This is a genomic window from Nostoc sp. (assembly GCF_036916735.1).
GTDB lineage: Bacteria > Cyanobacteriota > Cyanobacteriia > Cyanobacteriales > Nostocaceae > Nostoc.
This window is the reverse complement of the sequence record NZ_JBALFV010000009.1, coordinates 1-12563: the sequence shown is the minus strand read 5'-3', so window position 1 is coordinate 12563 and position 12563 is coordinate 1. Positions and strand designations below refer to the sequence as shown.

9 protein-coding genes are annotated in these 12563 nt (G+C 42.9%); 2 read left to right on the top strand and 7 right to left on the bottom strand.

The window, feature by feature from the left end:
• Nucleotides 1–8: 8 nt before the first annotated feature.
• The 3 genes from gcvP to gcvT all read right to left on the bottom strand — a co-directional run bounded on the left by gcvP (nucleotide 9) and on the right by gcvT (nucleotide 4816).
• Entirely contained in the window at nucleotides 9–2924 is a 2916-nt protein-coding gene (gcvP, locus tag V7L20_RS02730; protein ID WP_334742593.1) for an aminomethyl-transferring glycine dehydrogenase, read from the bottom strand.
• Between the two features lie 240 nt (nucleotides 2925–3164).
• Nucleotides 3165–3554, bottom strand: coding sequence for a glycine cleavage system protein GcvH (gcvH, locus tag V7L20_RS02725; protein ID WP_334742592.1), 390 nt, complete (start codon nucleotides 3552–3554; stop codon nucleotides 3165–3167).
• Nucleotides 3555–3679: 125 nt separating this feature from the next.
• Nucleotides 3680–4816, bottom strand: a complete 1137-nt coding sequence (gene gcvT, locus V7L20_RS02720; RefSeq protein ID WP_334742591.1) for a glycine cleavage system aminomethyltransferase GcvT — start codon at nucleotides 4814–4816, stop codon at nucleotides 3680–3682.
• 260 nt (nucleotides 4817–5076) lie between these two features.
• Between gcvT and V7L20_RS02715 the strand changes: the two genes are divergently transcribed.
• Nucleotides 5077–5574: a pentapeptide repeat-containing protein gene (locus tag V7L20_RS02715; RefSeq protein WP_334742590.1), complete on the top strand. Its 498-nt coding sequence runs from the start codon at nucleotides 5077–5079 to the stop codon at nucleotides 5572–5574.
• Nucleotides 5575–5859: 285 nt separating this feature from the next.
• Here the strand turns inward: V7L20_RS02715 and V7L20_RS02710 are convergent, their stop codons facing one another.
• Nucleotides 5860–7752: a tetratricopeptide repeat protein gene (locus V7L20_RS02710; protein WP_334742589.1), complete on the bottom strand. Its 1893-nt coding sequence runs from the start codon at nucleotides 7750–7752 to the stop codon at nucleotides 5860–5862.
• Between the two features lie 574 nt (nucleotides 7753–8326).
• On the bottom strand, nucleotides 8327–11110 hold the full coding sequence (locus V7L20_RS02705; RefSeq protein ID WP_334742588.1) for a tetratricopeptide repeat protein: 2784 nt from the start codon (nucleotides 11108–11110) through the stop codon (nucleotides 8327–8329).
• A 125-nt stretch (nucleotides 11111–11235) separates the two neighbouring features.
• Between V7L20_RS02705 and V7L20_RS02700 the strand changes: the two genes are divergently transcribed.
• The gene (locus V7L20_RS02700) at nucleotides 11236–11496 is read left to right on the top strand and encodes a hypothetical protein (protein ID WP_334742587.1); all 261 of its coding nucleotides are present in this window, start codon (nucleotides 11236–11238) and stop codon (nucleotides 11494–11496) included.
• 497 nt (nucleotides 11497–11993) lie between these two features.
• Here V7L20_RS02700 and V7L20_RS02695 read toward each other — a convergent pair whose 3' ends face one another.
• Nucleotides 11994–12164, bottom strand: a complete 171-nt coding sequence (locus V7L20_RS02695) for a hypothetical protein (RefSeq protein ID WP_334742586.1) — start codon at nucleotides 12162–12164, stop codon at nucleotides 11994–11996.
• 98 nt (nucleotides 12165–12262) lie between these two features.
• Nucleotides 12263–12563 (bottom strand): tetratricopeptide repeat protein (locus V7L20_RS02690; RefSeq protein WP_334742585.1); only part of this gene is annotated, 301 nt, incomplete at its 5' end.

Here is a 12563-nt window from a genome sequence, read left to right as displayed (position 1 = left end):
ACTTGATTTTAATAAGCATCCATTGGCAGACAAGAACAAACAAAATTCCTATCACCAAAGGCTGCATCAATGCGACCAACAGCCGGCCAGAATTTATACTCACGAGTCCAAGATGCAGGGTAGGCAGCTTGTTCACGAGAATAAGAATGATGCCATTCGTCAGTGATGAGACTTTCAGCAGTGTGGGGTGCGTTCTTCAAAACATTATCTTGAGCATCCACCTTGCCTAATTCAATTTCGGCAATTTCTTGGCGAATAGAAATCAAAGCATCACAGAAACGATCTAACTCTTGTTTAGATTCACTTTCTGTAGGTTCCACCATGATTGTACCTCCTACAGGCCAGGAGACAGTCGGCGCATGGAAACCATAGTCTATGAGACGCTTGGCAACATCATCGATTTCGATCGCAGCTGATTTTTTGAGCGATCGCAAATCTAAAATACATTCATGGGCAACTAGACCATTTTTACCCTGATACAAAACCGGATAGTACGATTCCAGTCTCTTAGCGATGTAATTAGCATTGAGAATCGCCACCTTAGTTGCTTCGGTTAAACCATCTGCACCCATCATGGCGATGTACATCCAAGAAATCACCAAAATACTAGCACTACCCCAAGGCGCAGCCGCCACAGCACCAATACGTTGGGAATTAGGCATTTCTTCCCCACTCCCCACAACAGGATGTCCGGGAAGAAAAGGCACAAGATGAGAGGCCACCCCAATGGGCCCCATACCAGGGCCACCGCCACCATGAGGAATACAGAAGGTTTTATGCAAGTTTAAATGGCAGACATCCGCGCCAATATCTCCAGGACGGCAAATTCCCACTTGGGCGTTCATATTTGCCCCATCCATGTAAACTTGTCCACCGTGACTGTGGACAACAGCACAGATTTCCTGAATTGGCTCCTCAAAAACACCATGAGTTGAGGGATATGTCACCATTAAGGCAGCTAGTTCATTGGTATGTTTTTCTGCCTTAGCCTTTAGGTCATCAACGTCAATATTACCTTGTGAGTCACAGGCAACTGCCACTACCTTCATCCCGCACATCACCGCACTGGCTGGATTTGTCCCATGTGCCGAAGTGGGAATCAAACAAACATTACGGTGTTTTTGTCCACGGCTTTCGTGATATTGGCGAATCACTAAAAGTCCAGCGTATTCGCCCTGAGAACCAGCATTTGGTTGTAGAGAAATTCCCGCAAAACCAGTAATTTCAGCTAACCATGCCTCAAGTTGCTCAAACAGGATTTGATAACCTTGCGTTTGCGATGCGGGTGCAAACGGGTGAATCTTGCCAAATTCCTCCCAAGTTACCGGAATCATCTCAGCAGTTGCATTCAACTTCATTGTGCATGACCCCAAAGGAATCATTGATGTTGTTAGCGACAAGTCCTTGCTTTCAAGTTTGTGCAGATAGCGCAACAACTCAGTTTCTGAATGATAGCGGTTAAATACAGGATGGGTGAGATATGTACTGGTACGAGAGAGAGATAGATGGGGAAGAGAAGGAGAAGTTAATTCTTCTAGGGTAAAAGGTAAATCATCTGTACCAGCAAAAATCTGCCAGAGGTCGATTAAATCTTCTGGTGTAGTTGTTTCATCCAGTGAAATACCAACAGTAGTTGCATCAAAAACCCGCAGGTTAATTTGAAACTGTTCGCTAGCTGCCAGAATATCTTTTAAATTGTCTGTTCCTACTTCTACTCGCAGCGTATCAAAGAAAGATTCAGAAACAACGCTGTAACCCAAACGTTTCAGTCCTTGTGCCAGCAACACCGTTAAAGAGTGGATGTTTTGAGCAATTTGCTTCAGTCCATCTGGACCATGATAGACGGCGTACATACTCGCCATTACCGCTAGTAAAACCTGTGCAGTACAAATATTACTAGTAGCTTTTTCGCGGCGGATGTGCTGTTCGCGGGTCTGCAAGGCAAGGCGTAATGCAGGCTTACCTTGAGCATCTTTTGATACTCCTACAATTCGCCCTGGAACCAGGCGCTTATACTCTTCCTTCGTAGCAAAGTATGCCGCATGAGGCCCCCCAAACCCCAAAGGAATACCAAAGCGCTGGGTGCTGCCTACAGCAATATCAGCGCCAAATTCCCCAGGAGGCGTAAGCAAAGTTAAACTTAAAGGATCTGCTGCTACCGTCACCAATGCACCCTTAGCATGGGCTTTTTCTATAAAAGCGCGGTAGTCGTAAATTGTGCCATCACTAGCGGGGTATTGCAGAACAGCCCCAAAAATTGGTTGATCAAAATCAAATGTTTGATGATCGCCAACAATAATCTTAATCCCTAATGGTTTAGCGCGTGTTTGCAACACGTCGATAGTTTGGGGATGACAATTACTAGAGACAAAATAGGCATTTGCCTGATTTTTACAAACACTATAGCTTAGGCTCATCGCTTCAGCTGCGGCTGTAGCTTCATCAAGTAACGAAGCATTGGCGATTTCTAAACCTGTAAGGTCGATAATCAGGGTTTGGAAATTTAGCAGTGCTTCTAATCGCCCTTGGGCAATTTCTGGCTGATAAGGAGTGTAGGCAGTATACCAACCGGGGTTTTCTAGGATGTTACGCTCAATTACAGGTGGGGTAATACTGTCGTAATATCCCATACCGATGTATGAACGGAAAACCTGATTTTTGACAGCAACTTTTTTTAATGATGTTAGTGCTGCATACTCACTTTCGGCTTCTGGTAACTTTAACGGTTGGTTCAGCCGAATCGCCTGTGGGACTGTTTGGTTGATTAGGGCATCTAGGGTGGGAAACCCCAGAAACTCAAGCATTTGCTGGATATCCTCGGAGTTAGGGCCAATGTGTCTTGGCACAAAACTACTTAACTTTTTACTTTTTTTGTCCAGCACTTGCTGCTCATTAGACTTGAGAATAGGGGCGTTCAATACCACAAATTACTCTCCAGATGATACTATTTCATATTTTGCAATAAATACTCATGATAAGTGGGTATAACTTTTCAATTCATCTAAATTTCATGATTTATCTTCGGGTAGAGTCGGAGATTGGAGAGATGAGAAGCAGGGGGAGAAGAGAAGCAGGGAAACAGAAGAATTATTGAAATATAACCCTCTTTCTTCCCCGCCTCCCCTGCTTATCCGAACTGCCCCTCATCCCTCATTCCCTACTCCCTACTCCCCTTCCACCTGGGCGCGATACTCATCTGCTGTCAAGGCATCCTCAACTTCATCAGGGTCATTGACGCGCACTTTTAAAAACCACCCTTCTCCGTAAGGGTCCTCTGACACGTCTTCAGGAGAATTAATTAAAGTTTCATTGCGTTCTATAACTGTTCCTGTGACTGGTGAATTCAGTTCTTCAACGGCTTTCACTGATTCAATTGTGCCAAAGTTTTCTCCCCTAGTAAGAGCGTCGCCAACTTCTGGCAGTTCTAAAAAGACGATATCGCCCAATTCATGTACAGCAAATTCAGTAATACCTATGGTGGCAATTTCACCATCTATTCGCACGTATTCATGAGAATCCAGGTATCTGAAATCTTGAGGATATTCAAAAGACATATCACTTCCTCTCCCTTATCAAAAAAATTATTGTCCCTACAGTCATCGAAACCATATCTGGTAATGAAGCTTACCGTAGATGGACTAACTCACAACACATTATTCCTCAAAAACCTCGACGTCTATCAGTTGGCGACACGATTTTTTGAACGATAAAAAGGACGTTTAACTACAACTCCTGGGTAAGCTTTGCCGCGAATTTCGACTTCTAGCTGTTGACCGATGGTTGCTAATTGGGTAGGAACGTAAGCTAAGGCAATGGGATAACCAAGTGTAGGCGACAAAGTGCCACTGGAAATTTCTCCCACAACTTTACCTACTGATAACACTTGATAGCCGTGACGGGCAATGTTGCGTCCTTGGGTTTGTAAACCCACCAATCGGCGCTGGACTCCAGTAGCTTTTTGCTGTGCTAAAACTTCTCGACCAATAAATTCGCCTTTGGTATCTAAATGAACTAGCCACCCCAAACCTGCTTCTAAGGGTGTGGTGGTGTCATCGATATCTTGTCCGTAAAGTGCCATCGCCGCTTCTAGCCGCAGAGTGTCTCTGGCTCCGAGTCCACAGGGAATAACACCAGCATTATAGAGACTTAACCACAATTCTACCCCCACATCTGGATCTACCATTACCTCAAAACCATCTTCTCCGGTGTAACCTGTGCGGGCCAGGAAGGCAGGTTTTCCTAGTAGGGTTGCTTCTAAATGTCCGAAGGCTTTGATTGATTGTAAGTCTTCTTGCACTAAGGGCTGGAGATATTTAATTGCTTTTGGCCCTTGCACGGCAATTAAGGCTTTATCTAGTGAAAGGTCTTGGAATTGTACTTTATCTGAGTCAAGGTGTTGCAATAGCCATGCTTTATCTTTACCAGAGGTTGCCGCATTGACGATAATGAATGCCCTCTGTATACCAATGGCGTTTTCACCTTGGTAATAAACAATGATATCGTCAATAATTCCGGCTTGGGGATTTAACAATACAGTATATTGCGCTTGACCGGGTTGCAAACGACTCAAGTCTGAAGGCACTAGAGTCTGGAGTTGGGAAATGAGATTTTTACCTTGGAGGGTAAATTTGCCCATGTGGGAAATATCGAACATTCCGGCTGTATTTCTTACAGCTTCATGTTCGCGGCTAATGCCACTAAATTGCACAGGCATTTCCCAACCGCCAAAGCTGGTAAAGCGTGCTTTAAGTTCTACACCTACTTGATATAAAAGGGTTCGTGCCAGAGATTGGGCGTTGTCTTCTTGATTAGCCACAGGTAATTTTCGCACCTCAACATCTATAATCCTACGAGATGCTTTCTGGTTTGACAGTCTTATGTATTGAATTTGGGAATGGGGCATGGGAAGAGGACAAGGGGACAAGGGGAAAGACTTGTTGCAAGTTCTCACCTCTTGTCACCTTGTACCCTTGCCTCCCTGCTCCCCCTGCTCTCTCTGCTCCCTCATCTCCTTTGTCCCCTTCTGTAAGCTTTAATAGTTAATGGTAGAAGTGTTGAGATTTATTAAGAGACATTATGAAATATTGGCGACTGTTAGCTAGCTTTATCTTAGCGATGGTTCTTTTTTGCTTTCCCCTATCGGCACAAGCTGCAAGTTCTTCTAGTATTACCCGTTCTGTGGGTAATGATGAACTCAAGGGCAAGGATTACTCTGGTCAAAGTTTAGTTGGCAATGAGTTTACCAATCTCAAATTAGAGAATGCTAATTTTAGCAATGCTGACTTACGTGGTGGCGTGTTTAACGGTACTCTGCTGGAAGGAGTAAATCTGCATGGTGCTGATTTTAGTGAAGGCATAGCCTATCTAACAAAGTTTAAGGATGCTGATTTAAGTGATGCTGTATTGACTGATGCCATGATGCTGCGTTCTATTTTTGATGATGTAAATGTCACAGGTGCTGATTTTACGAATGCAATTTTAGATGGAACGCAAATCAAAAAACTTTGTGTTAAGGCAAGTGGTGTTAATTCTAAAACTGGTGTAAATACTCGCCAATCTTTAGGATGTAAGTAGAATTTATCCCCTTCTTCTCTGCTGGAGAGGGGGTTAACAATTCAAAATTCAAAACTTGTACTGAGCGTAGCCGAAGTATTCAAAATTCAAAATTTAAGATATTTTCAGACGGGGATTTAAACCCCGACTGAAAATGCCCGAAGGCGGAGTGGCTCAGACTTTGCGCTAAGTGTAGACTTAGGGGTCTTAAACCCTTTGATTTACGATAAATTTTCACGAATTACGTTAGCGTAGCGGGGCGTAGCCCATTACGAATTACGAATTATGAATTAGGTGCAGTGATCGCTAATGATAAGCTTCTCTTAAAAAGTTTGCATAATTTGCTCGAATTGTCATAGTAGTAGGATGACTTATACCTAAAGTTTGTTCACAAATTTTCAAAGCTTGTTTAAATAACGGTTTGGCTTTCCTGTAGCGTCTTGTATTACGGTAAAGTGCTGCGAGATTATTCAGACTAATGGCGACATCAGGATGATTATCTCCTAGCAAGCGTTTACTCACTTCTAAAGCTTCTTGATACAAAAGTTCGGCTTTGCTGTAGCGTTCTGTAGATTCGTAAAGTTGTGCTAAATTATTCAGACTAGTGGCGACATCAAGATGGTTCTCTCCCAGCAAGCGTCTTCTCAGTTCTAAAGCTTTTTTAAGCAAGGGTTCAGCTTTGCTATAACGTCCTGTATAACAATACAATGCTGCTAAATTGTTTAGGGTAGTGGCGACATGGGGATGTTCTTCTCCCACTAGGCGTTTCCACAATTTCAAAACTTGCTGATACAAAGGTTCGGCTTTGCTATAGCTTCCTATAGATTCATAGAGTAACGCTAAATAGCTTAAGGTAGTGGCAACATCAGTATGTTCTTCTCCCAGCAGCCGTTTTCTCAGTTTTAAAACTTGTTGATACAGAGGTTCGGCTTCGCTGTAACGTTCTGTATAATTGTAAAGTTGTGCTAAATTATTCAAGCTAGTGGCAACATCAAGATGGTTCTCTCCCAGCAGGCGTTTTCTAAGTTTTAAAGCCTGTTGATACAAAGGTTCAGCTTCGCTGTAACGTCCTGTAGATTTATAAAATCCTGCTAAATTGTTTAAACTAGCAGCGACATCAGTATGTTCTAAACCAAGACGATTTTGAGTCACTTCTACACACTGCTGCAACCAATATTCTGCTTGCTGATGAAGTCCTTGACCTTGATAAAACCAGGCTAATTTGGTAAACAGAGTGATAAGATTTTCATCGTCCACATACTGGGATAGGTGAGTTGCAACTTCTATAATGTGCGGGATATGTGGAGTGAGGTTGAGAATATCTTCAGGCTTAGGCTGTTGCGGAATTAGCTTTGCTACCTCTAACATCATCGCTGCAAAGTTAGTTTTTGCTTCATCCGCCTCATTTGACTTATCCAATTTCATTTGAAAAAGTTGCCAAATGAGAAGATTTAGATGATAAATTTCTTTACTTTTTTGTTGTAGCAAATGCAATTCTACTAAATCGGCTATGGCTTTCTGCCAAAGTTCTTGTTTTTTGTTATCTTTTATCGTCTCAACAGATAGGGGAATGTCAGCTAAGGCACACAAACTTAGCAAACAACCAAAGCTTTGTGCATTTTCATCCAACTGTTCCCAACTTAATTCAAAAGCTTCAGCTACACCGTATTTATAAGACATCAATGAGTTAGCATTGACTACTGTTTCATCTTCCACTCGCTTTTTCTCTAGCCGCTTCAGTAGTGTTTCCAGAGACAAATCTGGTATTTTATCCAGATATTGCCCTACTAACTCTAACGCTAAAGATGAATATCCCAAAAATTTACAAATTCTTCTCGCAACCCAAGGTTCTTGTTGCAGTCGTTCCCGAACCACCAGCGTTTTTAATAATTTCATCGCCGCCAATGGTTTGAGGACATCCAATTTGCTATTATATTTCGCCCTCAGGTAAGCTTGTAACTTTTCTAGTTTGTCTTGATTGTTATAAATAACTAACTCAGCAGAACTGTGAGCAAACTTGTCATATATCTCGCTCATCCAGTTTCTGAAAGCAGCAACATCAACATTTAATTCGCTAACAAGTTTAGTTTCACTTTTATCTAAATTTTCATTATTAAAATACTTTAGAAAAGCTGCTGTTTGCTCTAGAGATAAGCCATAAGTAGCAGCTTCTTTGGCTAGAAAATTAGCCCATTGCATAAACCGTTTATAATTTTTATCTTTAATTATACTTTGTCTCTATTTGGAAAATTTTTCTGTTCGCGAGAGAAATAACATTTGTATAGAAATATTTAAGAGCAATGGCTTGCCGTTAGGGATTGCCACTTGAGTCTGTGAACTTCAAGTTTCAAGTTTGAGAATTGAACCGCCTTTCCTTCTCTACGAGAGGCTACTTCGGCTACGCTCAGCACAAGTGCGCCAACGGAACGCTACGCGAACCCGCAGCGTCTGCTAGAGAAAAACACTAAGAGCGCCAAGAAATAGATAACAGGGAGCGTTAGCGTTCGCGAAGCGTCTAGTAGAGAAGCTTACCGTACTCCTACGGAGAAGCAAGCTACGCGTAGCGTCTGGTAGAGAAGGTATCGCTATTTGAAGTTAGAATTGATGGGCGATCGCTGCTAAAATTTGAAATACAACTGTTGTGTGGTATCAATTTTTGCTTGCAGTTGGGCAAAGATTTCTACAAGTGAAGGGTTATGGTATAGTTTTTTGAGAAAGGGTGCGACGCCCAATAGCCTGTCGTGGACATCGCGTAGCTTGCCGGAGGCGTTCGCTAACGATATATTTCTCTTAAAAAGATTGCATAATTTCCCCTTATTGTCATTGTATTGGGATGACCTACACCTAAAGCCTGCTCACAAATCGCCAAAGCTTGCTCAAACAAGGGTTTGGCTTCGTTGTAGCGTCCTGTAAATTTGTAGAGTAATGCCAGATTATTCAGACTATTGGCGACATGATGATGGTTGTCTCCCAGTAAGCGTTTTCTCAATTCTAAAGCTTGCTCATACAGAGGTTCGGCTTCGCTGTAGCGTTCTGTAGAACCGTAGAGTAATGCGAGATTGTTCAGGCTAGTAGCGACATCAGGATGGTTGTCTTTTAGTAAGCGTTTTCTTAATTCTAAAGCTTGTTCATACAGAGGTTCGGCTTCGCTGTAGCGTTCTGCAAAACGGTAGAGTTCTGCAAGATTGTTCAGGCTAGTGGCGACATCGGGGTGGTTGTCTTTTAGCAAGCGTTTTCTCAATTCTAAAGCTTGCCGATACAGAGGTTCGGCTTCGCTGTAGCGTTCTGTAAAACGGTAAAGTTCTGCGAGATTATTTAAGCTAGTGGCGACATCAAGATGGTTGTCTCCCAATAAGCGTTTTCTCAATTCTAAAGCTTGCTGATACAGGGGTTCAGCTTCCCTGTAACGTCCTGTAGATTCATAGAGTATTGCGAGATTGTTTAGGCTAGTAGCGACATCGAGATGGTTGTCTCCCAGTAAGCGTTTTCTCAGTGACAAAGCTTGCTGATACAGGGGTTCGGCTTCACTGTATTGTCCTATAGAATAATAGAGTGCTGCGAGATTGTTCAGGCTAGTGACGACAAGGGGATGGTTGTCTCCTAGTAAGCGTTTGCTTAATTCCAAAGCTTGCTCAAACAAGGGTTTAGCTTTGCTGTAGAGTCTCGTAGATTTGTAAAGTCCTGCGAGATTGGTCAGGCTAGTAACGACATCGAGGTGCTTGTCTCCCAGTAAGCGTTTTCTCAGTTCTAAAGCTTGCTGATACAGGGCTTGGGCTTCGCTGTACCGTCCTATAGAATGATAGAGTTCTGCGAGATTGTTCAAGCTAGTGGCGACATCGGGATGTTCTAACCCAAGACGATTTTCAGCTACCTCTTGACATAGTTTGTACCAAGGTTCTGCTTGCTGATAAAGTCCTTGAGCTTGATAAAACCAGCCTAAGCCTGTGAAAGGGCAAATTAAATCTTCGTTACTGAGATACTCGGATAGATGGGTTGCAATTTCTGCAATGTGGGGGATAGCGGAAGTGAGATTGAAAATATCTTCACGGTTAAGCTGTTGAGGAATTTGCTTTGCCACTTCTACCAGCAGCGCTACAAAAGCAGTTTTTACATTATCTACCTCACTTGACTCATTCAACTTCATTTGGAAAAATTGCCGAATCAGTGGATGTAAACGATAAATTCCTTTAGCCAGCCATTGTATTAAATGCAGTTTTTGCAACTGGGCTATAGCTTTATCCCAGAATTCTTGTTCATCGTCATTTTCTATCGCTTCAACAAATAAGGGAATGTCAGTCAAGGCATACAAACTCAGCCAACAGCCTAAGCCTTGTGCTTTCTCATCTAACTGTTCCCAACTCAATGCAAAAGCTTCAGCAACGCCGTATTCATAATGCATCAATGGGTTAGCCTTGGCTGCTGCTTCGTGTTCCAGTCGCTTTTTCTCTAGCCGCTTTAGCAGTGTTTCTAGAGACAAATCTGGTATTGTATCCAGATATTGCCCCACTAACTCTAACGCCAAAGGCAAATATCCCAAGAATTTACAAATTCTTCTGGCAACCCAAGCCTGGCTTTTAAGTCGTTCTCTGTCAACCAGCGATTTTAATAATTTCATCGCCGCCAATGGTTTGAGGACATCCAAAGGTAATTGCAGCAAAGTTTTATCAAATTCCTGGCGCGTTGTCAGCAATACTTTAAACCGGGGTGATTCTGGGGGTAAATAAGGCTGAACCTGTGTTTTGTAGTCAGTGACATCATCAAACACCAGCAGGACTTCACCTTGTTGCCAATTTTGCCAGCAGTATCTCAGCCTATCTGCTAATTCCCACTCATCCGGTGCTATGAGGTTAAATTTCAATTGGGCAAATCTGAGAATCTGAATTCCGACATCAATTCCCTGTGCTGATAACCAGCAAACCCCACCTTGATAATTCTGCAAATTCTGTTTGGCGTATTGAGTAGCCAGTTCAGTTTTGCCAACTCCACCCATACCCGCCCCAGCTACAATGGCAACTTGCCCAGATGTTTGTAATGAGGAGTGCAGTTTTTGTAGTTCTGCCTCACGTCCCACAAATTTTTCAAATGGGACAGCAGGGGGAATATTTTGATGAATTTCTTTAATTGTGGTGTCGGCAGCGTTCGACTGACTTGTACTGAGCTTGTCCTGAGCGTAGTCGTTGGCGCAGCCTCTAGTAGAGAAGGGCGTTGTCGTTGGCGCACTTGTGCTGAGCGTAGCCGAAGTAGCCTCTTGTAGAGAAGTAGCGCTCACGCTGAAGTCTTGCCTACCATTATATTTTGCTCTCAGGCAAGCCCGTAACTTTTCTAGTTTGCCCCGACTCTTAGAAGTCGCTAACTCAGGATAACTCTGAGCAAACTTGTTATACACCTTAGTCATCAGCTTTTTGAAAACACCAACACCGATATTCAATTCACTGGCAAGTTTCACCTGACTCTTACCTAAGTTTTCATTCTTCAAACGCTCTACAAAAGCTGCCATTTGCTCTGGGGATAAGCTATGAGTAGCAGCTTCATTGGTGAGAAAATCAACCCATTGCATAGACAGCTTGTAAGATTTATTTTTAATTCTACTTAATTTCTACTTTCTCTCGATTTCTAAGGAATTTCCTCATTCTTCTGGCATAAATACCATTTTTATAGAAACATTTAAAAGAAGTTCGAGCCGTGAAAACTGCCTTAACAACTCCAGTCAACTCCAATCAAATCACTCAAACTTCGCAATTAATCCCCACCTCTACAACATCGATAGAAAATCCATCTACCTGGATACGAGATAGATACAGTCCTACTGAAATCATCCTCGCAGCGGCAACTTTAACTTCATTGTTCATTGGGGGAATTGCCTGTGTGATTGTGGCGATTACGGGTTTAGTTAAAACTTTAGTGCCTCTAATGGTAAGCCCAACAAGGGAAAAAAAGAAGTAGTCAATTTACAGCTAGGACGAATAGAATTCGCAGCTACACAAATAAAGTCTACCTTTCCTTCTCTACGAGAGGCTACTTCGGCTATGCTCAGCACAAGTGCGCCAACGGAACGCCACGCGAACGTGGGCTAATGAAAATCAAGCTTTTTTAAGCTTCGCACAGAGAAGTCTGAGTGTCGGCTTCCGGCGTTGGCTTAGCCCGCCACAGTCATCAGAATTTTACAACAGGTTTTACCTGTGTAAATGAACCAGCGCTGTACAGGGGTTCTTCCCTTTGAAGCGACTAGCGTGCAGTTTATAACCGCCTATTTAACTCATCATATCACAGAGCAAGAATTCTGCGTAGGCGTAGCCCGCACTTCGACATCGACTCCGCTCACCAGCCGCTCAGTGACATCGTAGACATCGCCACTTGAACCTCTGAACCTCAACGTTGAGCCTTTGAGGCTGACAGTTGAGGCTTTGAATCTCTAGTTTCGAGTTTTGTACTCAAAATGGCTATGCGATCGCTCTATTTTTCACTGTACTTTGGATATGAGGGGGCATGAGAATCGAACCGCAAAGGCGCAGAGGGCGCCAAGGAAGAGAGAAGAAAGAGCGATCGCCCTTTGAAGTTACAATTGATGGGCGATCGCTGCTAAAGTTTAAACTACAACTGTTGTGTTGCATCAATTATTGCTTGCAGTTGAGCAAAGATTTCCACAAGTGAAGGGTTATGGTGTAGTCTTGCGAGGAAGGTGCGATCACGTAGCGAAGGGAGGCGATCATTAGCGGTATGCTTCTCTTAAAAACCAGGCAAAATTATGCCTTACCCTCATTGTATTGGGATGACCTATACCTAAAGTACGTTCACAAATTGCCAAAGCTTCCTCAAACAGGAGTTTGGCTTCGCTGTAACGTTTTGTAGAACAGTAGAGTAATGCTAGATTATTCAAGCTAGTCGCGACATTGTGATGATTGTCTCCTAGTAGGCGTTTTCTCAGTTCCAAAGCTTGTTGAAACAAAGGTTCAGCTTCGTTGTAGCGTCCTATAGAACAGTAGAGTTCTGCCAAATTGTTCAGGCTAATG